Source organism: Fusibacter paucivorans, assembly GCF_018390735.1.
GTDB classification, from domain to species: domain Bacteria; phylum Bacillota; class Clostridia; order Peptostreptococcales; family Acidaminobacteraceae; genus Fusibacter; species Fusibacter paucivorans.
Genome location: NZ_JAHBCL010000003.1, coordinates 1 through 23,933, shown reverse-complemented (window position 1 = coordinate 23,933; position 23,933 = coordinate 1). Strand labels below are relative to the sequence as shown.

25 protein-coding genes are annotated in these 23,933 nt (G+C 42.8%); 23 read left to right on the top strand and 2 right to left on the bottom strand.

The window, feature by feature from the left end:
* Window positions 1-73: 73 nt before the first annotated feature.
* The 16 genes from KHM83_RS02285 to KHM83_RS02210 all read left to right on the top strand — a co-directional run bounded on the left by KHM83_RS02285 (window position 74) and on the right by KHM83_RS02210 (window position 16,652).
* A complete protein-coding gene (locus KHM83_RS02285) occupies window positions 74-637 on the top strand; it encodes an ArsR/SmtB family transcription factor (RefSeq protein ID WP_213235292.1) in 564 nt (187 codons plus the stop codon).
* 30 nt (window positions 638-667) lie between these two features.
* The gene (locus KHM83_RS02280; RefSeq protein WP_213235291.1) at window positions 668-2,392 is read left to right on the top strand and encodes an ABC transporter substrate-binding protein; all 1,725 of its coding nucleotides are present in this window, start codon (window positions 668-670) and stop codon (window positions 2,390-2,392) included.
* Between the two features lie 104 nt (window positions 2,393-2,496).
* Entirely contained in the window at window positions 2,497-3,567 is a 1,071-nt protein-coding gene (locus KHM83_RS02275) for an epoxyqueuosine reductase (RefSeq protein WP_213235290.1), read from the top strand.
* 126 nt (window positions 3,568-3,693) lie between these two features.
* Complete coding sequence (locus KHM83_RS02270) at window positions 3,694-4,881, top strand: glycine C-acetyltransferase (protein WP_213235289.1); 1,188 nt, start codon at window positions 3,694-3,696, stop codon at window positions 4,879-4,881.
* 220 nt (window positions 4,882-5,101) lie between these two features.
* Entirely contained in the window at window positions 5,102-6,019 is a 918-nt protein-coding gene (locus KHM83_RS02265; protein WP_343213099.1) for a chemotaxis protein, read from the top strand.
* A gap of 330 nt (window positions 6,020-6,349) precedes the next feature.
* Window positions 6,350-6,889 (top strand): helix-turn-helix domain-containing protein, encoded by a 540-nt coding sequence (locus KHM83_RS02260; RefSeq protein WP_213235288.1) that lies wholly within the window; start codon window positions 6,350-6,352, stop codon window positions 6,887-6,889.
* Between the two features lie 16 nt (window positions 6,890-6,905).
* Complete coding sequence (gene potA / locus KHM83_RS02255; RefSeq protein WP_213235287.1) at window positions 6,906-7,946, top strand: spermidine/putrescine ABC transporter ATP-binding protein; 1,041 nt, start codon at window positions 6,906-6,908, stop codon at window positions 7,944-7,946.
* Window positions 7,947-8,777: an ABC transporter permease gene (locus KHM83_RS02250; RefSeq protein WP_213235286.1), complete on the top strand. Its 831-nt coding sequence runs from the start codon at window positions 7,947-7,949 to the stop codon at window positions 8,775-8,777.
* Entirely contained in the window at window positions 8,771-9,547 is a 777-nt protein-coding gene (locus KHM83_RS02245) for an ABC transporter permease (protein WP_213235285.1), read from the top strand. Before KHM83_RS02250 ends, KHM83_RS02245 begins: the two co-directional genes overlap by 7 nt.
* An 83-nt stretch (window positions 9,548-9,630) precedes the next feature.
* On the top strand, window positions 9,631-10,668 hold the full coding sequence (locus KHM83_RS02240; protein WP_213235284.1) for an ABC transporter substrate-binding protein: 1,038 nt from the start codon (window positions 9,631-9,633) through the stop codon (window positions 10,666-10,668).
* Between the two features lie 126 nt (window positions 10,669-10,794).
* Window positions 10,795-11,610 carry a bifunctional 5,10-methylenetetrahydrofolate dehydrogenase/5,10-methenyltetrahydrofolate cyclohydrolase gene (locus tag KHM83_RS02235; RefSeq protein WP_213235283.1) on the top strand — a complete coding sequence of 272 codons (816 nt, stop codon included), beginning with the start codon at window positions 10,795-10,797 and terminating at the stop codon, window positions 11,608-11,610.
* A 27-nt stretch (window positions 11,611-11,637) separates the two neighbouring features.
* The gene (locus KHM83_RS19920; protein ID WP_213235282.1) at window positions 11,638-13,287 is read left to right on the top strand and encodes an RCC1 domain-containing protein; all 1,650 of its coding nucleotides are present in this window, start codon (window positions 11,638-11,640) and stop codon (window positions 13,285-13,287) included.
* Between the two features lie 59 nt (window positions 13,288-13,346).
* The gene (locus KHM83_RS02225; protein ID WP_213235281.1) at window positions 13,347-13,694 is read left to right on the top strand and encodes a PilZ domain-containing protein; all 348 of its coding nucleotides are present in this window, start codon (window positions 13,347-13,349) and stop codon (window positions 13,692-13,694) included.
* 348 nt (window positions 13,695-14,042) lie between these two features.
* On the top strand, window positions 14,043-15,005 hold the full coding sequence (locus KHM83_RS02220) for a phosphoglycerate dehydrogenase (RefSeq protein ID WP_213235280.1): 963 nt from the start codon (window positions 14,043-14,045) through the stop codon (window positions 15,003-15,005).
* A gap of 104 nt (window positions 15,006-15,109) precedes the next feature.
* Window positions 15,110-16,162 carry a dual-specificity RNA methyltransferase RlmN gene (rlmN, locus tag KHM83_RS02215; protein WP_425513862.1) on the top strand — a complete coding sequence of 351 codons (1,053 nt, stop codon included), beginning with the start codon at window positions 15,110-15,112 and terminating at the stop codon, window positions 16,160-16,162.
* A gap of 82 nt (window positions 16,163-16,244) precedes the next feature.
* A complete protein-coding gene (locus KHM83_RS02210; protein WP_213235278.1) occupies window positions 16,245-16,652 on the top strand; it encodes a hypothetical protein in 408 nt (135 codons plus the stop codon).
* Between the two features lie 75 nt (window positions 16,653-16,727).
* On the opposite strand, the gene KHM83_RS02205 is transcribed toward KHM83_RS02210, so the two are convergent.
* Window positions 16,728-16,970, bottom strand: a complete 243-nt coding sequence (locus KHM83_RS02205) for a hypothetical protein (protein ID WP_213235277.1) — start codon at window positions 16,968-16,970, stop codon at window positions 16,728-16,730.
* A 221-nt stretch (window positions 16,971-17,191) separates the two neighbouring features.
* On the opposite strand from KHM83_RS02205, the gene KHM83_RS02200 reads away from it, so the two are divergent.
* The 7 genes from KHM83_RS02200 to KHM83_RS02170 all read left to right on the top strand — a co-directional run bounded on the left by KHM83_RS02200 (window position 17,192) and on the right by KHM83_RS02170 (window position 23,318).
* Window positions 17,192-17,629, top strand: a complete 438-nt coding sequence (locus KHM83_RS02200) for a universal stress protein (protein WP_213235276.1) — start codon at window positions 17,192-17,194, stop codon at window positions 17,627-17,629.
* Window positions 17,630-17,798: 169 nt separating this feature from the next.
* On the top strand, window positions 17,799-19,490 hold the full coding sequence (locus KHM83_RS02195) for a 5'-nucleotidase C-terminal domain-containing protein (protein ID WP_213235275.1): 1,692 nt from the start codon (window positions 17,799-17,801) through the stop codon (window positions 19,488-19,490).
* Window positions 19,491-19,685: 195 nt separating this feature from the next.
* On the top strand, window positions 19,686-20,591 hold the full coding sequence (locus tag KHM83_RS02190; RefSeq protein WP_213235274.1) for a TIGR01212 family radical SAM protein: 906 nt from the start codon (window positions 19,686-19,688) through the stop codon (window positions 20,589-20,591).
* A 22-nt stretch (window positions 20,592-20,613) separates the two neighbouring features.
* Window positions 20,614-21,435 carry a GTP pyrophosphokinase gene (locus tag KHM83_RS02185; protein WP_213235273.1) on the top strand — a complete coding sequence of 274 codons (822 nt, stop codon included), beginning with the start codon at window positions 20,614-20,616 and terminating at the stop codon, window positions 21,433-21,435.
* A complete protein-coding gene (locus tag KHM83_RS02180; protein WP_213235272.1) occupies window positions 21,435-22,163 on the top strand; it encodes a tRNA 2-thiocytidine biosynthesis TtcA family protein in 729 nt (242 codons plus the stop codon). The genes KHM83_RS02185 and KHM83_RS02180 overlap by 1 nt, the downstream gene beginning before the upstream one ends.
* A gap of 56 nt (window positions 22,164-22,219) precedes the next feature.
* A complete protein-coding gene (locus KHM83_RS02175; RefSeq protein ID WP_213235271.1) occupies window positions 22,220-22,915 on the top strand; it encodes a metallophosphoesterase in 696 nt (231 codons plus the stop codon).
* Between the two features lies 1 nt (window position 22,916).
* Entirely contained in the window at window positions 22,917-23,318 is a 402-nt protein-coding gene (locus KHM83_RS02170) for a DUF6648 family protein (protein ID WP_213235270.1), read from the top strand.
* Here the strand turns inward: KHM83_RS02170 and KHM83_RS02165 are convergent.
* Window positions 23,287-23,933 (bottom strand): transposase (locus tag KHM83_RS02165; RefSeq protein ID WP_213235269.1); only part of this gene is annotated, 647 nt, incomplete at its 5' end. The genes KHM83_RS02170 and KHM83_RS02165 overlap by 32 nt on opposite strands.

Sequence of the window (23,933 nt, the reverse complement as noted above, 5' to 3'; positions counted from 1 at the left end):
TCGAGACCTTTGGCCTATGCGGCAAAAGAGATCTATCGAAGAAAGCTGTAAAATAATTTAAAGAGGTTGCCAAATGAAAGAAGTCATGGTTTTAAAAGATTTAGAACAAATTAAAGCAATTTCTCAGCAGTATCGACTTCAAATAGTTGAAGCTTTTGAGAATAAACCAAAGACGGCGAAACAAATTGCGGAAACGATGGGCGAACCGCATGGACGCGTCAATTATCACATCAAAATGCTTGAAAAGGTTGGCATTATTGAACTCGTTGAAGAGATTGTGAAATTTGGCGTCGTTGAAAAGTATTACTGTCCCGTTGCGAAAAAGATGATGATCGACAGTACGGCAGTAACGCTTGACGACGAGATGAACAATTCGATTGGAAAGGTTTCTTTGGCTTTTTTTGAGGGAATCTCAAGAGATTTTTATGTGTCATTGGAGCATTTTAACGGAACGACCAGCCGTAAAATTGCTTATGCTTCTGACTATTATTTAACAGATGAGGAAGCAAAAGAACTTTCTGATATGCTAAACCAAGTGATGGGAGCGTTCCTAGAGGGAAAGGATCAGCCTCGATCAAATGCACACAGACACTTTTCGGCGCATATGGTGATCCCGATGCCCGATCGGTGCGACTAATAAGTTCGACTTTAAATAAGGGGGATTCAAATGAATAAATCACTGGTACTATTGCTAGCACTTGTGATCGTTTTATCGATGGGAGTGATGGGCTGCGGCAACGGCGATATCACACCGTCAGATACACAAACACCTGCCGCGACAACTGATTCAGAGACACCTGAGGCGCCGACGGGCAGTTTGAACGTCGACGACAATGCTGCATTGGCAAGGGGGAATATTCTTACGGTCTCCACGACATCACTCAATGGACAGTTTAACCCTGTCATGACAGATAATCTGTACGATACATGGGTTGTCAATCTAGTCTTTGAGGGCTTAATTACGAATGATGCAAAGGGCAATCCGATTCCAGCAGCGGCTGCTGACTGGGAAATTTCAGAAGACAAACGCGTTTATACGTTCCATCTGGCTGACGGCATGACGTTCCACGATGGAGAGCCTGTAACAGCTCAGGATGTTGCATTTACTTATTACACAATGGCTGATCCGAACTATGACGGACCATTTAGCTATGCAGTTGCCGATATTGTCGGTGTTGATGCTTATCAAAAATATGAAACGGACGCGATTACAGGTATTAAGGTGATTGACGAATCGACGATTTCATTTGAGATTACATCACCAAATGTCCAAAAAATATGGGATTTCAGCTATGGTATTATGCCGGAGCACGTTTATCGTTACGATAATTGGGAAACTTTCAAAGCAATGGTTAGCAACCCTATTGGATCCGGTATTATGAAATTTGATGCGTTTAAAATTGGTGATTACGTGCAGCTCTCTGCGAATGAAAAATATTTTAAAGGCAGTACAGCAATTGATGGCGTCATTATCAAGATACAGCCGATTGAAACGGCGACAGCTGCACTTGCAGCCGGTGGGATTGATCTCGTCAATCCATCTGCAAGCCTTGATAATTACGATATGATGATTTCCACGGGTATTGCCAATGTTCAGGAATTTACCGGGAATGGTTACAATTACATCGGATTTAACCTTCGAAGCCCCAAATTGTCGGATAAGCGCGTTCGACAAGCGCTTGCCTATGGGCTTAATCGTAAAGTCTTTATTGAAAATCAGTGGGAGGGATTTGCATCGGTATGCAATGCGCCGATTTCACCTGTTTCATGGGCTTATCCTGACCCGAGTCTTTTAAATGATTATGCTTATGACCCTGCAAAGGCGCAAGTACTGCTCGATGAAGCAGGCTGGATTGATACAGATGGTGATGGAATTCGTGAGAAAGACGGCATCAAACTCTCACTCGTATGGACAGCTTATAACGATGTTGACTGGCCAATGAATTTTGTTGCAATGGCGCAGGAAAACTGGAAGACAATTGGCGTTGAACTCGAAGCCGATCTCATGGGTTTCACTGCTGCCTCGGAAAAAGTCTTTAACCAGCAGGATTTTGAACTCTGGAGTATGGGATGGTCACTTGCCATTGATCCTGATCCAACAGGTGTCTTTGATAAAGCGTCGGATGTCTTGGGCGGCTATAACGCAGGCGGTTATTCGAATGCGCGCGCAGAGGAAATTTTCAAAGAAGGCAATACAGAATATGATCAGGCGACACGTGCTGAACTCTATCAAGAATGGGCGATCATTGCCAACGATGAATTGCCGTATCTTTTTAATGCTTACCGAAACGAAATATGGGGTGTTAACAAGCGTGTTAAAGGGATGAAATTAGGCCCTTATTATGACTGGACATATACGATTAAAGACATGACACTGGACTTCGTACAGTAAGGAAGAGCCAGAACTCAGCAGCCACACGCATCATGTGATGCGTCGTGGTCACTGGGTTCTTTTTGTCGGCAGTTTTTTGGCGTTGTGAATGCTGGGGGCATACATTGAGCAGAATTGAGGAATTTGTTGGAAAATGGATTGCAGCGGTCAAAGTACCTTCACCTGCAAGGGGGCGTATAGAAGCAGGTGTCCTGTGTCTAACTGAGCAAAGTTGTACGTTTTTATCTGCTCAGATGCAGGCGACGTTAAAGGAAACAAAAGTCATGACATCTTTTGAACCAAATCCCAATGACCGAAACGTATACGATCACATCTTGAAAGAATTTGGCGGCAATGCAATCGTCATTGTGGTTGGCGTGCCATACCCTCTGACGCAGCCCAACGGTCCTCAAACGGGAAAGGGATTTATTGATGGCGTTGCGGCTTATGGCGAATACCACGATCAGGTAAATGAAATCCTGAGAAAACTGGCAGCCGCGTTGGCTGAGGTGATTGATTTTACACCTTTACAGGAGGCGCGGTATGTTGACACATCACCCTATGTAGATCGTGAATTGGGTTTTTGGAGCGGCTTAGGAGAATATGGACGACATCATCAATTGATGAATGCTGCACTTGGATCACATTTTAATATAGGGACGCTGATGCTTGGAGCGCCTAAAGGCTATTTGCCGGAAGGAGAAAATGAGGCGGTAATGGCGAAGTTGATGGAACGCGCTGATGAATCGCGTTTATTTAAAGGATGCAGAGACTGCTATGCATGTGTGACGGCATGTCCAACCGGCATATGCGGGACAAGTGTTATGGATCGAGACCGATGCCTCTCTTATATAACGCAAACGAAAGAGATCATCTCAGACGAGCTGGTGATTAAGATGGGAAATCGACTCTATGGATGCAGTACTTGTCAGCTGGCGTGTCCCTATAATGAAGTAATGTCAGATCTTGGCGCTGGCGGTGTTGTATTGAAGCAGGCCATTCAGTTGACCAATAGATCATTTAAGCGGCAGTATGGTCATACGGGCATTGCATGGCGAGGTGTGAACGTATTTAAACGGAATGCTATTATTGCAATGTATAATACAGGGACTTTGTTATCGGATTCAGAGCGGGAGCTTTTAGCTGGGCATCCGTTTTTAAAATCATATGTAAGGAAATTGTATGATAACCGTTAGTTGCTTCTTCACCATAATGCTGTTGTGTTCTCATTTTACAAAAGATATGCAGAGAGTGGTGAAAGGTTTCATATTTGAATGCTGCAATTTCCTCATGACTTAAAAGAAGATAAGGAGGCAAATACTATGGAAAATGTACATGAACTGGGATTTCTAAAAGCTCAAGTGGATGCATTAAAAACGCAGGGGGTTTTTCGGACGCTTCCGGTACTCGAGGGTGCCAACGAACCGGAGGTGACACTCAGCGGTAAGAAGGTCATCAACTTATCATCAAACAATTACCTAGGGTTTGCAAATCATCCTAAATTAAAACAGGCTGCTATTGATGCCGTTAACGCATACGGCGTCGGTTCCGGAGCCGTACGAACGATTATTGGCAATATGACGCTGCATGAACAATTGGAGGAAAAACTGGCGGTCTTTAAACGAGAAGAAGCTGTCGTGGTATTTCAAAGCGGTTTTAACTGCAATGCGGGCGTCATTCAAGCAATCACTGGTGAGGAAGATCTCATTGTATCTGATTCACTAAATCATGCCAGCATTATAGATGGTGTTAAGCTTTCCAAGGCCTCGAAAGCTGTTTTTCAGCACAGCGACATGGCGGATCTTGAATCGGTTCTCAAAGCAAAGCGTCATTTGCACAAGCAGTGCCTCATTATCACAGACGGTGTTTTCAGCATGGATGGTGACTTGGCAAAGCTGCCTGAGATTGTGGCACTTGCAGAGCGATACAACTGCATGACGTATGTAGACGACGCGCACGGTTCCGGTGTACTCGGCGAAAACGGCCGTGGAACAGTGGACCATTTTAAATTGCATGGACGTGTTGACTTTTCAATTGGTACGCTTTCAAAAGCCATTGGTGTTGTAGGCGGCTATGTTGCGGGAAGACAAGTCATGAAGGATTGGCTCTTGCATCGCGGCAGACCGATTTTATTCAGTACTTCTCTGCCGCCAGCGGCAGTGGGCGCTATTATTGCAGCCATAGATGAACTTACTTCAACGACGGCATATACAGAAAAACTTTGGGAAAACGGCAATTATTTTAAAGCGGGTCTTAAAGCGCTAGGTTATGATATAGGCCATTCAGAAACGCCAATCACGCCGGTGATCATTGGTGATGAAGCGAAAACAGTTGCCTTTTCTAAAGCACTTTACGATGCTGGTGTTTTTGTTTCGCCAATTGTATTCCCAACGGTGCCAAAGGGAACTGGCCGTGTGAGATGCATGGTGACGGCGGCACATGACAAGCGGCATCTGGATAAGGCGATCGCAGCATTTGAACGCGTTGGGCGCAGTATGGAGATTATTTAAGGTGCGGGTGTTTAAGAAGGGCTAAAGGCGAGATGAATACATGATGATGAGCTGTTTAAGAGAATATTGATGGATTATACTGTTAAATTTTCAAATCTGTGATTTCGCAATCTTTTTTGGGTATAATGCGTTACAAGCAGAAAAAATCAAAAAAAGTACTATTCTTATAACTAAAAAACGGTATAATAAACATATAATTGGGGATTGGAGGAACAGACTCATGATGTTGGAAAAAAAAGATGGAATATTGTTGGAAAGTGGTACCGGTGAAGTTGAAATCCTGCATTTTATTGTTGCCGGAGAGCATTATGCGATCAACGTCATTAAAGTGAAAGAATTATTGCAAATTGAAAACGTCTCGAAAGTTCCAAACTCTCATCCGGCCGTTTCGGGTATTTCCCTCATACGTGGCGAGATGATCTCCATTGTGGACTTGATGTACATTCTTGAAAACCGCAAGAATGACAAAGTCAAAAATAGTATGACCTTGGTTTGCGAATTTAATAAGATCAAGGTTGGTTTTGCCATTGATTCTGTCCTCGGGATCAACCGCATTGGCTGGAATAAGATTATGAAGCCGGATGACATTACGGCGAATTCATTGGTCATTGGCAATATTAACCTTAATGATGAGATTATCATGTTGTTGGATTTTGAAAAAATCGTGATGGATATTAACCCGAATACCGGCATTAATCTTGAACGTATTAAGGATATTAGCGTAAAAGACCGTTCTCATATTAAAGTGGCACTGGCAGATGATTCACCGCTGATTCGCAAAGTCTTGCTTGAAACACTGACTTCATCGGGATTTACGAAACTTAAATTCTTTGACGATGGTGCGCAAGCCTATGATTATCTGCTGATGCTGGCAGAAAAAAAAGGCGATCAGTTTATGGAAGATATTGATTTGCTGATTACAGATATTGAAATGCCGCAGCTTGACGGTCATGCGTTAACACGCCGTATAAAAGAGCATAAAATATTGAAGAAACTGCCGATTATTATCTTTTCATCACTGATCACTGATGATTTGCTTCATAAAGGTGATGCCGTTGGTGCAGATGCACAAATGAGTAAACCTGAAATTGAAAATTTGGTAAATCTCATTGATAAAATACTAAAGATTCGAAATTAGTATTTCAGGCGTACATAAGACAGATCGCGTGAATCGCTATTGATGAACACCATAAGATTTTCACCATCGTATTTTCGCAATAGAATCATCTGCAAAATACTTCAAATTCAAATCTTCTTACTTTATAAATCACCTTGGTATGCGATTGGATACCAAGGTGTTTGTTTTTTGATGAGAGAAGGGCTGACGGTTGTTTCGAAAATAAAAAATTAAGTAATATTAAACATTCTGATTAATATATATTGACGAATGAAATCAGTTGCCGTATAATGTTCGAGTAAAAAAGTTTAGTATATATAAACTCGTTTGTAGGATAAAGGAGTATTGGTTGTGAATATTGGAGAAAAGATAAAGCGCTTAAGGCTGGAGAACAACCTGACGCAAGAGGAATTAGCGGATAGATGTGAACTTTCAAAGGGATTTATTTCCCAACTCGAGCGCGATATGACATCGCCGTCTATTGCGAGTCTCGTCGATATACTGGAAAGTTTGGGCACGAATCTACAGGCATTCTTCAGTGAAACAGTGGACGAAAAAATAGTATTTAAAAATGAAGATTTTTTTGAAAAAGAAGATGAAGAAACCGGTTATAAACTGGAATGGATTATCCCAAATGCACAGAAAAACATGATGGAACCCATTATGTTGACTTTGGCCCCAAATGGCGCTTATGACGCGCATGAACCCCATGAGGGGGAAGAGTTCGGCTATGTGATGTCTGGTTCTGTCATCGTACGTTTAGGCAGTAAAAAATACGTGGCAAAAGCGGGTGATACATTTTACTATAAGGCAAACAAGGGGCATGAGATTGTCAATAAAGGCAAACGCGAAGCGAAGATACTTCTCGTAGGCGCACCACCAAATTTCTAAGTAACTGGAGGCTCAAATGATGGATAGGATTGTCAACGGAATCAATGTATCGAAGGTTTATAACGGCGTTGCCGTTGTAAAAGACATCGACTTTTGGGTCAAAAAGAATCAATTTCTTACCATATTGGGACCGAGCGGATGCGGTAAGACGACAACGCTTAGAATGATTGCGGGGTTTGAACAGCCCACTGCCGGACACATCTTTTTTGAGGGGTTGGACATTACCAATATACCGCCGTATAAGCGTGCGATCAACACGGTCTTTCAAAAATATGCGCTTTTTCCACACCTCAATATCTATGAGAATATTGCTTTTGGACTGCGCATTAAAAAGCTGAATGAAAAAGAAATTGAAAAGCGTGTGGCACGGATGCTTGAACTCGTTAATCTCAAGGGATTCGAAAAGCGCAAAGTGCACTCGCTTTCAGGCGGTCAGCAGCAGCGAATTGCCATTGCCCGAGCACTGGTCAATGAACCGAAGGTGCTGCTGCTCGACGAGCCCTTGGGGGCGCTGGATCTCAAGCTTCGAAAAGAAATGCAGATTGAATTGAAAAATATGCAGCGCGAGCTCGGTATTACGTTTATTTATGTAACGCATGATCAGGAGGAAGCGCTGACAATGTCAGATAAGATTATCATTATGAATCAGGGCGAAATTCAGCAGACGGGTTCGCCGATTGATATTTATAATGAGCCCGAAAATGCCTTTGTGGCTGATTTTATTGGAGAGAGTAATATTTTTGACGGCACGATGCCATCGGATTGCCGAGTACTTTTTGCCAATCGTGAATTTGAGTGTGTCGACAGCGGATTTCAGACAAACGAATCAGTCGATGTCGTCATTCGGCCCGAAGATGTGACGCTATCGGAACCTGAGGCCGGTGTGCTCACAGGCGAAGTGACGTCAGTTGTCTTTAAAGGCGTCCACTATGAGATGCTGATCCAAGAAGGCCCGCGTACTTGGATGGTGCACAATACTTTGATGGCACCGGAAGGGGCAATGGTTGGCTTATCCGTTCTGCCGAATGATATTCACATTATGCATAAGGAGGGATAGATGCTAAAGAAAATTTCATCCGGCCCTTATTGGCTGTGGAGCCTTATTTTTATCGTTGTACCGATTATGCTGATCATTGTGTTTAGTCTTTCGGTGCCGGGAGATACCTTTCGGTTTTCACTTGAAAATTACAGGCGATTTATGGAGCCTGTCTATTTAAAAGTACTGGCAAGATCCGTGAAAATTGCTGTAGAGGCGACCCTGATTTGTTTGGCAATTGGATACCCGATGGCGATGATTTTAGCAAAAATGCATTTAAAATACAGAACGATTGCAGTGATGCTGCTCGTCGTCCCCATGTGGATGAACTTTCTGCTCAGAACCTATGCGTGGATGACTATTCTCAATAAGAATGGCATCTTGAATCAGCTTTTGAGTTTATTTGGGCTGCCGCAAATGACGTTTCTCTATTCAGAGGGCGCCGTGTTATTGGGCATGGTGTATAATTTTCTGCCCTTTATGGTGCTGCCGATTTATACAGTCTTGACAAAAATGGACAATGCACTGATTGAAGCGGCTGAAGACTTGGGTGCCAACCGGGGTACTGTCTTCCTAAAAGTGACTTTTCCACTCTCATTGCCGGGGGTATTGTCTGGTGTTTCTATGGTATTTATGCCGGCAGTCAGCACTTTCGTCATCTCAGATCTCCTGTATGGCGGACAGTATATGCTAGTGGGCAATCTCATCCAGCAGCAGTTTCTCGTGGTTAACGACTGGCACTTTGGTTCAGCGATATCCATGTTGCTCATGGTGATGATTCTCATTACCATGTCGATTATGAATCGCCTGGGACAGAATGGGATTGAACAAGGAGGTGGCAATATATGGTGATGAAATGGTTAAAGCGCATTTACGCTGGATTGATTTTCATTTTTCTATATGCACCGATTGCCGTACTGGTCGTCTTTTCATTTAATGATGCGAAGTCAACGGCAAAGTGGGAAGGTTTTACCTTTAAATGGTACCGGACGCTGCTTGAAAACGACTATATTATGAAATCGCTGTACTACACCATTTTGATTGCGGTTATTGCTTCTTTGCTTGCCACCGTGATTGGCACCTTTGCAGCCTTTGGTATTCACTATGCAAAGCAATGGCGACAAAAACTGATGATGAATATCAACTCGATTCCAATTTTGAATCCCGATATTGTCACAGGCATTTCGCTGATGACGCTCTTTCTCTGGATGGGACTGGAGCGCGGCTTTATTACGATGCTGTTGGCGCACATGACATTTTGTATTCCCTATGTGATTTTGTCCGTGCTGCCGAAAATGAAACAGATGCCGGCAGATGTGCTGGAAGCGGCAATGGATCTCGGTGCAACGCCGTGGATGGCTTTTAAAAAAGTGATTTTACCGGAGATTAGTCCGGGCATTATTTCCGGTGCGCTGATTGCGTTTACGCTTTCAATTGACGATTTTGTCATTAGTTTTTTCACTGCCGGCAATGGGGTTACCAATCTTTCTATTGCCATTTATTCCATGGCCAGAAGAGGGATAAAACCGGAAATAAATGCACTTTCAACATTGATGTTTTTAACGATTCTCATCTTGTTGCTCGCCATTAACAAGCGTTCCAGCAATATAGAAGAATTGTAATCAGCAGAGAAACAGTTGCGCCGCAGCAAAGAAATGCGAGTGCTGAATGAATATAAAATTGAGTTTGACAGGGGGATTAGAATATGAAGAAAAAATGGTTAATCGGCTTATTGCTCATGGTACTCATCATGAGTGTCAGCGGCTGTAAAAAGGATGACCAAGTCGTTCTAAACGTTTACAACTGGGGCGATTATATTGATGAGAGCATCTTTGATACCTTTGAGGAAGAAACAGGGATCAAAATTAATTATGAAACGTATGCAACCAATGAAGAAATGTATACGAAAATCAAAAATGGCGGCAGTAATTACGATATCGCCATTCCATCTGACTATATGATTGAAAAGATGATTAAAGAAGAGATGTTGGAACCGCTGGATCTCGAAAGCATTCCAAATTTCGCCAACATTGATGATCAGTTTAAGGACTTGGCGTTTGATCCGCAAAATCAGTATTCCATCCCTTATTTCTGGGGAACAGTTGGGATTATTTACAATACCGATCTGATTGAAGAAGAAATTGATTCTTGGGATGCGCTATGGGATCCAAAATATGCGGGGATGTTCACCATGGTGGATTCACAGCGTGATTCGATTATGGTAGCACTCAAAAAACTTGGGTATTCTATGAATACCAAAAGTGTCGCTGAACTCGAAGAAGCAAAAGCTTTATTGGTAGCGCAAAAACCTTTAGTGCTTGCCTACGTCGGTGACAATGTAAAAGATATGCTCATCAGTGGAGAAGCGGCGATGGCGCTTGTTTGGTCAGGTGAAGCCAGCACGGTCATTCAGGAATACGATTATTTTAAATATGCACTGCCAAAAGAAGGTTCGAATAAGTGGTTTGACAATATTGTCATTCCAAAGGGTTCCGAGCATGTGGCAGAAGCACATCAGTTCATTGACTTCCTTTGCAGAGGCGATATTGGCTTTTTAAATGCTGATTACGTTGGGTATGCGACGTGTAATACTGAAACGATGAAACTGCTGGATCCGGCGTTGATGGGAACGACATATGCCTATCCGGACAAAGCGCTGCTTGAAAATTTTGAAGTGTTTTTAGATCCTGGCGACTTTATCAGCGAATACGATCGCGTGTGGACTGAAATCAAAGCAAATTAGGATTTGAGCACTAGAGTCAGTGAATATTTGATGGTATAATAAAACCATCTTGAAATGTATTGTAAAATAAAAAGCCCATGGTTCAGTGGGCTTTTTCAACCGTTCATTACGCAGAAGGAGCATAGGATGATTATTGATGGCAAGCAAATTGCGAATGCATTGAAGCAGGAAATCAGGGAACGCGTTCAAGCGATGGCTGTAAAGCCAAAAGTCTCAGCCATTATCCTCGGAGAACACCCTTCTTCGCTATCTTATTTAAAAATGCTGGAAAAGACTTGCAAAGCTGTTGCATTTGATTATGAGATCGTATCGCTGCCATTAGAGACAACTTTGGAATCACTTTTAAAAGTGATTGATGAAAAGAACAATGAGACACAAATTAAAGGGATCCTAGTCCAGCTGCCGCTTCCGGCTCATATTGATGCTTCAAAAGTGCTGGATGCGATTGTACCGGAAAAGGACTTAGACGGCTTTCATCCCCTCAATGCAGGACATTTATTTAAAGGCGAACGAGGCATCAGACCTTGTACGCCATCAGCGGTCATGCATATATTGGCTAAAACGGGCATTGATTTAAAGGGAAAAGATGTTGTGGTCATCGGCAGAAGCAATATCGTCGGCAAACCGCTTTCAATGATGCTGCTTGAGCAAAATGCAACGGTGACGATGTGTCATTCCAAGACTAAAGCGCTTGCATCGCATACAAAACGTGCTGATATTGTTGTTGTCGCAGTAGGAGTTCCGAATTTTCTCACGAAAGATATGGTGACAGAAGCGAGTATTGTCATTGATGTGGGGACCAATATGTTAAATGGCAAGCTCGTTGGCGATGCTGATTTTGAAGCATTAAAAGATTACGTTAACATGATTACACCGGTTCCGGGTGGTGTAGGACCGGTTACCAATGCCGTCTTATTGAATAATGCTCTGATGAATGGTTAACAGAGAGGCTGTAGAAGGAGTATGAGGGTGAATATTTTCGGAATATTGATCACAATCGGTTCCATTGCCGGAACGGTCGCCTATTTCTTAAATGAGCAAAAGTCACAAACTGAGCCGATTGATGCCTATGGTGACTATGAAAAATTTCTGGAAGCGGCAATACAGTACCGTGAAGAAAATGAAGAGTACGCGAAAGATATCAAGCGGCTTGAGCCATATTTATCACAGTATGACTCGTTGCCCTTGCGCCGGTATGCGCTTTCGCTGGATGGCAAGTTTTTGATTATCAATAATATGCCGGAAGATGAAGCACAGCGGCTGATCAATGAAATCGGCGGCGACAGCTACATTAACGGTGCTTTTGTCTATTTAACCCTTCAACGTAAAAACGATATCAGTAAAATTAGACCGATTGCTCATTTCAATATCAGACCCGATACGAAAATCAACACCATGACAGTGCTCCATTACGATACAACCGGCTGTATTGCTGAAGACAATGAAATTGTTGAAAAAAAATGGGAGAATCGCCAAATAACATTTCGAAGTCCCGGCACTTATACGATTAAGCTGAAGATTAAAGATAAAAACGGCAACTGGTCTGAAGAATTTTCAAGAGAGATACGCGTTACAGAAGAACAGGGGATTCGCGGGATAGAAGGTTATGCGGGATCATTTTTCTATATTTTTAAAAGCGGTCGTACGCTGGCCTATGGTAAAAATGAATTTGGGCAGCTGGGGATTGGTACGTTAAGTGCTGTACCGGATCTCAGGTACAACAATCTCTATGATGGTGTTGAACAGGCTGCCTGCGGCGAAAATTTTAATCTTTTTAAAATGAATGATGGCACCGTTTGTGCTGCGGGATCCAATCGGAGCGGTGAGCTTGGAACAGGGGATAAAAATTCGCAGCGGACGCTAAATGCTGTATGGGGACTTGAAAATATCAAGCAAGTAGCCGCTGGCAAGCGATTTGCAGCCGCACTTGATTTAAATGGCAATATCTATGTTTGGGGTGATAACATGGATAACCAAATCATGAAGGAAGATGTTAAAGAAGCATTGATGCCGGTACGTTTAGAAGGTGTCGAAGGCATAAAACAAATTGCACTCGGCGCTAATTTTGGACTGGCACTGAAATATGACGGCACGGTTATGGGCTGGGGTGATAATACACACGGACAGCTGGGGATTGGCTATAAGGGACATTTGACAGAACCAGTGGTGACGCTTTATAAGAATGTAGCACAAATTGCAGCAGGTGAAAAGTTTTCACTGGTCGTAACGGAGAGCGGTCGCATGTTCGGTGCCGGAAACAACGCCTATGGTCAGCTCGGCATGAAGGGCAAATCGGAGGTGCTCTTTCCGACGGAAATCCCGAAACTAAAAGAGATCGCAACTGTTTATGCAAAAGAATCATTGGTGTTGGCCGTTACGGCAATTGGCAAGGGATTCGTTTGGGGGAATTTTAATGCGCCCGGTGTTAGACCGATTTATGAACCGGAAGAACTTCCCGGCATCCAGTATATAAAAGCAGCCTGCAACAGTGGGAAAAAGTGTTATGTGATTGACAACAAAAATGAGATGTACACAATTAGCGATACAGGTGGACGATATGAAAAGCGGAAAGTGTATGAAAACTTTTCGGATTATCGTGAAGGACATCACGATGCATAATTGCTTGTTTCGACAAAATTGGGTATAATAAAGGCAAATGATACGATAGGAGTGGTGAGATGAAGGATCGTAGAAAAGCCCATAGACTTCCTTTTAACGCAACGTTGACCATTGATGAGGTATACAATCAACAGGAAGTCATAAGAGAATCTCGGGAGATACCGATTAACGCCGTTGATATTTCAAAGGGGGGCATTGGATTTACAGCGCATGAATCGCTGCCGCTCGGGTATTACTTTAATGCGAAAATTGACCTCGGCAATGGACGTCAGTTCTATAGTGTCTTGAAGATTATTCGTAAAGAAGAACAGGAAGATGCGATTATCTACGGCTGTGAGTTTACGGGACTTGCTGATATCTTATCACTGTATATTGATGAGTTTGAAACGGATGCATCCGAGTCTTGATTCGCAGCAACTGGCAATCGCGCCAGCTTAGTGATTGTTTAGAACAAATTGATTTGAACTTTAAATATTTTGCTGATGGCTTAGCTGCAAGAATATAATGGTAAAGATCGACTTGAACAATGGCTTAATCATATTAAATGGAACAGCATTACTTCGGACGGCCTATAAGCCGACGCAGCAGTACTTAAAGATAATGAAAAGAACCTGCAATCACAGCGTATGCATGATACGTGAAGAGCGCAGGTTTTTGAATACCATGCTTTAAGGGAATGCTTCGAGGTGCTTTTGTCTATAGACAGCATCCACTATGTTTCATAGTGGTTTTACTATTATGGAGGTATTTTGACAATGAAGAAGGCAATTTTCACCTTTGATTATGGCAAAGAAAAGATGGATCAAATTAGAGCACTTGGCTATGAGGTGCAGTTTGCGATTGAATCCAATCACACGGATCGTGAGAGTGAAGGATTTGAGCAACTGGACTCAGATGCAGAGATCCTCATTTGCTATAATCCTTTTGACTATTTAAATTTTGACCAATTTCCCAACCTAAAGCTTATTCAGCTTTCGAGTATTGGCGTCGACCAAGTGCCCGTCGAGGAAGTGACTGCTAGGGGAATTGCCGTTGCCAATAATCGAGGCGGCTATTCCATTCCGATTGGTGAATGGATTGTCTATAAAATGCTAAGCGCCTATAAATTGAACCGAAAATTAGAAAAGCAGCGAAACGAACGCATTTGGAAAATGAACTCACATGTTAAGGAACTCACGGAAAGACGCGTGCTGTTTATCGGAACCGGCACGATTGCACAGGAGGCTGTTAAGCGATTATCGGGTTTTGACATGGTAATTGCCGGCGTTAATACAACGGGTCACGCAGTTGAGGGCTTTGACGAAGTGCATCCTATTTCGGCATTAGAAACGCAGCTGACAATTGCAGATTTTGTCATCATCGCCATTCCGCATACTGAAAAGACGACACATCTGCTTAATGATGCCATGCTTACGGCCATGCGGGATGATTCGGTACTCATCAATGTTGCACGCGGTGCCATTATTGACGAGAAAGCACTTATAAAGCACTTAGAATTCGGAAAATTTGCATCGGTTTCCCTGGATGTTGTGGAATCAGAGCCGCTTGCTGAAGACCATCCGTTCTGGCAGTTTGAACAAGTCGATATTACGCCGCACAATTCATGGATTTCCGAGAAGCGAAATGACCGTCGTTTCGATATTATTTATCGCAATATGAAGGCTTATATTGAGGGAACGTCACTTTATAATATTGTTAACTTCGAAAGAGGCTATTAAGTCTTGTGAATGGCGAATAATACGCTCATCGCCGAATGGCAATGAAATGGAGTCCATAAAATATGATACAAAAAGAACAAAATGAAAACAAAGATGAATGCATGCTGGCAGATATTCGACAGCTGTCTGCGGCAGAATTGCGGGAAGCGCTTTTATCAATGGGTGAAAAAGCTTACCGCGCCGATCAGATCTACATATGGTTGGCAAAGGGGATAACGCAATTCGAGGATATGCGGAATCTGCCTGGAAAATTGATTGAGAAGCTGAAACGGCAATACCGCATTGACAATGTAAAGATTGTCAGCGCGATGACATCACAGGATGGTACTGTAAAGCTCCTCAATGCATTTTACGATGGTGAGATTGTCGAATCCGTCTTTATGCGGTATAAGCACGGCAACAGCGCATGCTTGTCCACACAGGTCGGATGCAATATGAAATGTGCGTTTTGCGCTTCGACGGTTGATGGCTGTGTTCGAAATGTAACCGCCGGTGAAATGCTTGGACAAATCTATGCTATGCAAAATCATACGGGTGAACACATCAATAATATCGTGCTCATGGGAAGCGGTGAACCGCTTGATAATTATGATGAGACGCTGAAATTTATCCGGTTGGCTTGTGATGAGAAAGGTCTTAATCTCTCAGGACGCGCCATTACACTTTCGACGTGTGGGCTGGTACCGCAAATTATGAAACTTGCCGATGAACAGCTCCAAATAACACTGGCGATTTCGCTTCATAACGCCGTTGATACGGAACGGTGCGAAATCATGCCCGTTACGAAAGCCTATAATATTGATGCGCTGATGGGTGCGGTTGCCTATTACATTGAAAAAACGCATAGACGCGTTACTTTTGAATACGCGATGATTGATGGCGTCAATGATACAATGGCGCATGCTGACGCCTTGGGTAGGCGTTTAAGAGGGATGCTCGTTCATGTTAATCTCATTCCGGTGAACGCTGTAAAAGAAAATCAATTTTTTCCATCGCAAAATTCAAAAATAAATGTGTTTATGAAGCGATTAATGGATAAATATAATATAAACACCACCATTAGACGTGAACTTGGATCCGATATCAACGCTGCCTGTGGGCAGTTGAGGCGGCAGCATTTGGAAGGAGATGGTAAAAAGCCGAATGATACGGTGTAAAAAAATTTAATTGTTTTTGAAGGGATATATCGTATGTATCTAGAATAATACAATATGAGTGTAAAAAAAGGAGGAGATTCACATGGTTAAATTAATCGCTGGGAAAAAAGGTTCAGGAAAGTCAAAAGAAATTGTCAGACTTGCAAATGAATGTGTCAAATCGTCAAAGGGAACGAGCATCTTTATTGACGACGATAAGCGTGCAATGTATGATCTGCATCACAGTGTGCGCTTTATCAATCTTGAAGAATTTCCGATTGATAAAGGTGATGAGCTCCTAGGTTTTATTTGTGGTCTCATTTCGAACAATTATGATATTGAAAATATTTTTATTGACGGTATTTTAAATTGTATCGAAATCGATATGGACCAGTTATCCCAGTGGTTTGCCAAACTGGATGATCTCTCCACAGCATATGATATTAATTTTACCATTACACTGAGCCATGATGGCGCATTACCTGAACGGTTGCATAAATTTATCGCATGATATTGATACGCATAGAATGGGGAAATGTGTATAGAGAAAGAAAAAAGGAGGTATCCGATTTTACGGATGCCTCCTTTACTTGATAAATGCCTTGCCAAGGTATTTTTTGATCGATTCATCAGATGAAAAGGCATCAATGATGAATGTATCACCGGTTTCTTCAAAGATGACCTGTATCGTTGCGTCGCCTTCTAAAAATGCTTTGGCGACAGTGGCTTCGTTGAGTTCTCTGACTTTATTCTTATGGTGCTTGATCTTGTCAAATGACTTGGTATACATGGCGCCTGACAGGCCAATGGTTTTGGTATATTGTTTCATAATGCCTCCAAAGTGGAATATTGTTTTATATTTTTTACAGTATCTTATTATAGCAGAAATCATCTTTTGTTTACAAATGATGCGAAAACGTTACTAAAAATTTAATCTTTTGATAGGATAATTTAATTTTAGACCGAACGTTATTTGGTATAATAAAACTGTACTGATACAAGACAATCCACTGGGCGAAAGTTTATGAATATGGATAGAGGAGATTTTCTATGAGAAAAAGAAAGAAGTTTATGGTTTGCGTCACACAACAAAAGTCCTGCGAACGCCTAATCGCCTATGGTGCCAGCAGAATCACCTCGGAAAACGATGAACTTCACGTCATACACGTCGTCAAGGAAAACTGGAAGTATTTTGGCAAGCTTGAAGAAACAGATGCACTTGAGTATCTCTTTGATGTTTCGAAGAAACATCATGCGTCATTGTCGGTAATGAAGGCGAAAGATATCGAAACGACGCTGGCTACCTATGCTGAAAAAAATAAGATCACCAATATCATCATGGGTTCTTCAAAAGAGAAAGATGATCAGCAAAATATGATAAACCGATTGCAGGAGCGGACACGTATTCAAGTGAAATTTGAAATCGTGCCGATTACTGATGAAGAAGATATTGATATCATTGAAGTAGAATCCGTGATCATGGGCTAAGACAATACCAGAAACGGCACTTGAAATCGTTAAAAACGCGTTTATTCCGTAAGGAGGACGCGTTTTTTTTGTATACTTTTTACGAACTGTTCATTTGTTGATTGTGAACAAGCACTTTGGGTTATAAAATATAGGTAGGTACATAAAATATTTTATACGGGAGGATTACATGTTTCGAAACAAGGGATTTTTATCTGTCGTACTCGTGCTGATGCTGGTGATGTCCAGTGTTGTCAGCTTTGGAGCAGACGGCGATGTTACCATCGATGTGTACTCGTTTAATGACTTCCACGGTTCGCTCGCAGAGAGCGGCAAAAATGTCGGTATGGCGAAACTCGTCGGTGCGGTCAATGCGCTGCGCGCAGAGAATCCAAATACGATTATCGTCTCAGCAGGTGATAATTATCAGGGTTCTGCAATGTCCAACTTATCGTACGGCGAACCTGTCAGTGATATGATGAAAATGCTGGGAGTATCTGTTTCAGCAGTCGGTAATCACGAATTCGACTGGGGGGTCGATCGCATTCCAACATGGGCGGCGGATGCGGATTTAACATTTGTAGCATCTAATATTTATGACATAGGTACTAGTGAACCCGTTACATGGGCAACCCCTTACGTTATTCAAGAAATTGCCGGCAAGAAAATTGCGTTCATCGGTTTGACAACCATTGAAACAGCATATAAGACAAAAGCTGAAAACGTAGCAACACTTGAATTTAAAGACCCGGCTGAAGCGGCAAAAATATGGGTGGATTATCTACTCGCAGGCAATGATGCTGCCGGCGTTCCCGATGCCATTATCGCTTTAACACATACACCTGCCTCACAAGACGGCTATGGTGCTGATCCTACATTGCCGGTTACAGGTGAGGAAATGATGGCGATTACAGCGGTTGAAGGCTTAGATGGCGTGGTCGCTGCACATAATCATGCAACGGTTGCTGGCTATGCAAACGATGTGCCGGTTGTCGAAGCTTATTATAACGGCAGAGCACTTGGTCATTTAACACTTGTATTCAGTGATGATGAATTAACCGTAACGCCATCTGTTGATGAGTTGTATAAGCGTTCCGAAGAGATAACACCGGATCCTGACGCGATGGCAGCTTATGATAAGTGGAATGAGACACTTGCGCCGACATTGAATGAAGTGTTAGGTCAGGCTGTTGGTGAAATGACACACGATCGCTATGACGGCGTATCAACAACGGTACTCGGACAATGGGTTTGTGAAGTCATGGCAGAAGATGCCGGCGTTCAAATTGGTATTCAAAATGGCGGCGGCTTGAGACGTTCTATTCCAAGTGGTGATATTACGTATGGTATTATGTACGAAGTGATGCCTTTTGACAACACGCTGGTAACGATGAAACTTAAAGGTTCTGATCTCCTTAAGAACATCGAACACGGCATTGGCAACGAAGACGTTGGCAACGCCTCTTTCTCCGGCCTCCAAGTTGCCATTGATTCAGATAAACCATTTGGCGAACGCGTGCTCTCACTGAGTTTAGCAGACGGCACTCCTATTGATATGGATGCGTATTATACGGTTGTCATCAATGACTTCATGTATCCGTCAGGGGATAACTTTGACTTCTCCAATGCGATAGACGTAACCAATACATTCGTGCCAATTCGCGATGCACTGGTAGATGCTGTTAAAGCAGGCGGCAGTGTCAATGCGAAACCGGTAACGGCAGTTGTGGAATACGACACTTATAATGTTGCATCAGGTGATGTTCTTTGGAAAATCGCAAAGGCACACGGTGTTACGTATCAGCAGCTTGCGGCAATCAATGGTTTGAGCAATCCAAATATGATCCATGTTGGGCAAATGCTCATGGTGCCTGAAAAATGATAAAGTTGAGCGTTTGTTTCTGTTAGTAAACCAGGTGTGATCATTGAGATCGCTTTTGGCTAAGATAAAAACAGTCAGCAAATAGAGAGGGCTTTGCGTTGGCAAAGCCCTTTATTGCGGCGTTAATTATTTAGCGAAAGCACGTGAATTGTGGTAAAATAGTAATGGAAATGTGAAGTGGAGAACAGTCGACGAATGCGATATACTAAATACAGTGCGTGGCTAAAAAACAAATACGGCGGCAAGGTCTACAAGCTTCCCATTAATTTGCCTTGCACTTGCCCAAATCGCGATGGCTTGCTCAGTAGAGGCGGCTGTATTTTTTGTGGTGAAGTCGGTACGGGCTTTGAAGCGAATCGGGCTTCTTTTGATGTTGAAAAACAGCTTGCACAGAGTATGGCGCGGATTGCGCCGAAGTACAAGCCCGATTATTATATAGCTTATTTTCAAAATTATACCAATACATATCTGCCGCTCAATACTTTTAGGTCACTAGTGGAATCGGCTTGCGCGACAGGTGTCGTCGGACTGAGTATCAGTACGAGACCGGACTGTATTGGAGAGCCTTATCTAAAGGTTCTGGATGCAGTGCAGGCACAATACGGTGTCGACATTGAAGTCGAACTTGGTCTGCAAAGTGCAAATGATGAAACATTGAAGATCATCAATCGCGGGCATGATGTTGCAGCCTTTGTCGACGCAGTCAAACGCGTTCATGCACACGGTTTTACCGTGTGTGCACATCTTATTGGCAATTTGCCGTGGGATACGGAGGCTGACAATTTGGCGGCGATCGAACTCATCAAATCACTGGCAGTTGAAGGCGTCAAAATTCACTCGCTTTATATTTTGAAACATACGGTACTCGGCGACATGTACCAGCGGGGAGCGATTGAACTGATTGATTACAATGCCTATTTGGAACGATTGATTAAAATGGTTCGGCATTTGCCGGAAAACGTTGTCATACAGCGGCTTTTTGGCAGAGCGCCAGAAGAAGATACACTTTTTTGCAATTGGCAGATGAGCTGGCGAAAATTGCAAAATGAATTTGAAGCAAGACTTGAAGCCCTTGATGTGAGGCAGGGCGACTTGTGTTAAGATAAAGCAAAAGGAGGCATTCATGAAGGTGATAAGAGAGTGGAAAACCATGCTGGTCCCTTATGAGCAAGCAGTTGAAGAACTAAAAGTAAAATTTAAATCCATTCGCAACCAGTATCGCGAGCTTAATGAATATTCTCCAATCGAATTTGTAACGGGGCATGTCAAAAAGATATCGAGCATTATTGAAAAAGCAGAGCGCCGCAATATTCCCATGGAGAGAATCGAAGAAGAGATGGAGGATATTGCAGGCATTCGCATCATGTGTCAATTCATTGATGACATTTATCGTGTTGTCGAACTCATTCATGATCGAAGCGGCAAGGACTTTACGGTTTTATACGAGAAAGATTATATCAAGTATCCAAAAGAGAGCGGCTATAAGAGTTATCATATTATCGTCTGCTATCCTGTGCACACGGCACTTGGCACACAGGAGATTTTAGCGGAATTCCAAATCAGAACCCTCGCAATGAACTTTTGGGCGACGATTGAGCATTCACTCTCATATAAATATAAATCGCAAATACCACCCAATATTAAAGAACGCCTTCGAAATTCAGCCATGGCGGCACAACAGCTTGATGAAGAGATGACGGAAATCAGCAAAGAAGTCATTAATGCACAGTTGATGTTCGAAGAAAAATCGAATACGGTGCGCGATATTACGACGAATATTCAGCTCTTATTTTCACAGGGGAAAGAGCTGGAAGCAATGGATTTTCAAAAACGTTTTGAAGCAATCAAAGATGGCGACAATATCTTTGAATTCGAGCTGCTCCTAAGTGAGATTAAGAAAGCACTGCCGCGCTATAATATTTTTGAGAAGGGATCTTTAAGGTAATGCAGCGTTGGGAACAGATGCTCTATATGAAGCAAATGCGCCGAACGATTGATGCTTATCATCTGATTGAACCGGGTGACAGGATTCTCGTCGGACTTTCGGGTGGTAAAGACAGCGGGCTTTTATTTCATGCACTCAGCGAGCTCAGCCGATTTAGCGGCTATCATTTTGAAGTGGCTGCACTAACAGTGGTGCACGGTATGACGGAATCCCTTGATTCGCTCATACAATATGGTCAGAAGGCCGAACGGCAAATTTACCTGCATCAAGAGGCATTTGCGAATCGTTTACAAGCGAGCGAAGCGGATGGCTTTTCAGCCTGTTACACTTGTGCGCGTATGCGAAAGGGTATTTTAAAGCGGTTTGCGAAAGCAAATGCCTTTAATAAAATTGCTCTCGGGCATACGCGTGATGACTTTTTGGAAACGATGCTGATGAATGTCATGCAGCATGGGCGATTGGCCGGCATACCGCCAATAACGCGTGAAAAAAGCAGTGAAGGTGCAGGTGTGATTATTCGACCGTTGCTGCTCGTCGATGAAAAATCGATTACGAAGGCAGTCGAGACGCTGAAACTGCCTATCATTAAGTCGACGTGCCCCTATTCGGCAGAGAAAGCCAGAAAGACGGCTGATGATCTTATAGGGAAGCTGGAAGCAGTATTGCCGGGGTTTTCTGAGCAGTGGATCACAGCACTTCAAAACATGGATACAACTCGGCTGCTCTAAGGATTCTAATGGATCAACGAAAAGATGATGTTAAAACGATCGATAAAGGAGAGAGCATGGCAATTTATGCAATCGGTGATTTACACTTGTCCTTTGGCGGCGACAAACCCATGGACGTTTTTGGTGAAAACTGGATATTGCATTATGAAAAGATAAAATCTGACTGGCTGGCACGCGTGAAGCCGGAAGATACGGTTATTTTACCGGGGGATATTTCATGGGCAATGACCTTTGAAAGTGCTTATATTGATTTGGCGTGGATTGATGCGCTGCCTGGGCATAAGATTATCTTTAAGGGCAATCACGATTACTGGTGGTCTTCAAAGCGTAGGATGGCAGGTGTATTTGAAACCCTTACGTTTGTACACAACGATTATGCAGTGGTTGGCGATATCGCGATCTGCGGTACACGGGGCTGGATTTGTCCAAATGTGACAAAATTTGAAGCTGAAGATGAGAAAATATACCTCCGTGAAGGCATGCGTCTTGAGCATTCACTGAAAGCTGCTAAGGCTGACGGTTATGAACGCATTATTGGCGCTTTGCACTTTCCGCCGACAAATGAATTGCACGAACCCACGGTTTTTACGGCTTTGATGACGCAGTATGGTGTCGAGAAAGTCGTTTATGGACATATACATTCCAATCCTTTTTTTAAAACGGCTTTACAAGGTTCATACGAGGGGGTATTATATTATTTAACGGCTTGCGACTATCTGTCGTTTAAGCTATTTGCATTAGAAGGGGCATAGTGTGAGGGGACAAAATATAACATTGCTTTGTGAAAAGCGTAGGGCACTGATCCATGAGCTTGAACAGGGTAAATTAAGCAAAGAACATTTCATATTGGAGAATTATGAAATGCTGAAAACCATCAAATACGTTGATTTAGAAGTGAAGGACGTTGAAGAGGGTGTTTTAAAGTACCATTATTTTAATACCATGGCAAAAATGAAGATGCTGACGGCAGACGAGTTGGAATATAGAGATCCTGAGGGCTGTAAAGGCCTTCGTGAGGCTGCTTACGAGCTCTATACAAAAAAAGAAAGAATCACGTTGGGCTTGTTAACGCTCGTAGATTACCATCATATTAGCGCGTATTACATAGGGCTTGCTGAACGGATCAGAATCCAATTACAGCAGCCAGATTTTTGATTCGTAATGCAAAAATTAATCGAATCCAAAATTGAGACAAAAAGGACCTTAGCTTCCGATCCAAGTTCATTACCAGAAACTGCAGTATGATAACACTTTTCGCAGTGTCTTCAAGTTTAGATTTTATTAGATCGAGTCCAAATTTCCGCTTGCCAATACCGTAAGTGCCTTCAATTGCATTGCGTTCACCGTTATCAGCGCGTTCTATTCTTTTTGCCTCAGGATCAACTACCTTGGGCTTTCGGCCTAGCTTTGGACCGCTGATTCGGATGCCTCTGAGTTTAAGCCACGCTAGGTTTTCACGGTTACGAAAAATTGAATCTGCGAGTACGGCCTCAGGATAGCATCCAAAACGTTTAAAGTAATGTTCGACCGCTTCCTGCATAAGGACACCTTCGTTAAAACTGTCAAAATCCAGTTTCTCAATGAAGGTATAACCATTTACAACACTTGTCATGACCTTGCATCCAAACTCAACGTCTGAACCCGCTTTGCCTCTGACAATAGGTCTGATGTAAGGCTGTGAGATGCTAACGATCCGGTTGTCTACAGAATGCGTTCTCGACTCATACATGTAGCGCTGCTGCTCGTATAGTTTTCGTATGACCTGCAATT

Excerpts from the sequence above, each read along its gene's own strand:
- KHM83_RS02285 (WP_213235292.1), top strand. The coding sequence starts at position 74 with ATGAAAGAAGTCATGGTTTTAAAAGATTTAGAACAAATTAAAGCAATT.
- KHM83_RS02280 (WP_213235291.1), top strand. The coding sequence starts at position 668 with ATGAATAAATCACTGGTACTATTGCTAGCACTTGTGATCGTTTTATCG.
- KHM83_RS02270 (WP_213235289.1), top strand. The coding sequence starts at position 3,694 with ATGGAAAATGTACATGAACTGGGATTTCTAAAAGCTCAAGTGGATGCA.
- KHM83_RS02265 (WP_343213099.1), top strand. The coding sequence starts at position 5,102 with ATGATGTTGGAAAAAAAAGATGGAATATTGTTGGAAAGTGGTACCGGT.
- potA (WP_213235287.1), top strand. The coding sequence starts at position 6,906 with ATGATGGATAGGATTGTCAACGGAATCAATGTATCGAAGGTTTATAAC.
- KHM83_RS02250 (WP_213235286.1), top strand. The coding sequence starts at position 7,947 with ATGCTAAAGAAAATTTCATCCGGCCCTTATTGGCTGTGGAGCCTTATT.
- KHM83_RS02245 (WP_213235285.1), top strand. The coding sequence starts at position 8,771 with ATGGTGATGAAATGGTTAAAGCGCATTTACGCTGGATTGATTTTCATT.
- KHM83_RS02240 (WP_213235284.1), top strand. The coding sequence starts at position 9,631 with ATGAAGAAAAAATGGTTAATCGGCTTATTGCTCATGGTACTCATCATG.
- KHM83_RS02235 (WP_213235283.1), top strand. The coding sequence starts at position 10,795 with ATGATTATTGATGGCAAGCAAATTGCGAATGCATTGAAGCAGGAAATC.
- KHM83_RS02225 (WP_213235281.1), top strand. The coding sequence starts at position 13,347 with ATGAAGGATCGTAGAAAAGCCCATAGACTTCCTTTTAACGCAACGTTG.
- KHM83_RS02220 (WP_213235280.1), top strand. The coding sequence starts at position 14,043 with ATGAAGAAGGCAATTTTCACCTTTGATTATGGCAAAGAAAAGATGGAT.
- KHM83_RS02210 (WP_213235278.1), top strand. The coding sequence starts at position 16,245 with ATGGTTAAATTAATCGCTGGGAAAAAAGGTTCAGGAAAGTCAAAAGAA.
- KHM83_RS02205 (WP_213235277.1), bottom strand. The coding sequence starts at position 16,970 with ATGAAACAATATACCAAAACCATTGGCCTGTCAGGCGCCATGTATACC.
- KHM83_RS02200 (WP_213235276.1), top strand. The coding sequence starts at position 17,192 with ATGAGAAAAAGAAAGAAGTTTATGGTTTGCGTCACACAACAAAAGTCC.
- KHM83_RS02195 (WP_213235275.1), top strand. The coding sequence starts at position 17,799 with ATGTTTCGAAACAAGGGATTTTTATCTGTCGTACTCGTGCTGATGCTG.
- KHM83_RS02190 (WP_213235274.1), top strand. The coding sequence starts at position 19,686 with ATGCGATATACTAAATACAGTGCGTGGCTAAAAAACAAATACGGCGGC.
- KHM83_RS02185 (WP_213235273.1), top strand. The coding sequence starts at position 20,614 with ATGAAGGTGATAAGAGAGTGGAAAACCATGCTGGTCCCTTATGAGCAA.
- KHM83_RS02180 (WP_213235272.1), top strand. The coding sequence starts at position 21,435 with ATGCAGCGTTGGGAACAGATGCTCTATATGAAGCAAATGCGCCGAACG.
- KHM83_RS02175 (WP_213235271.1), top strand. The coding sequence starts at position 22,220 with ATGGCAATTTATGCAATCGGTGATTTACACTTGTCCTTTGGCGGCGAC.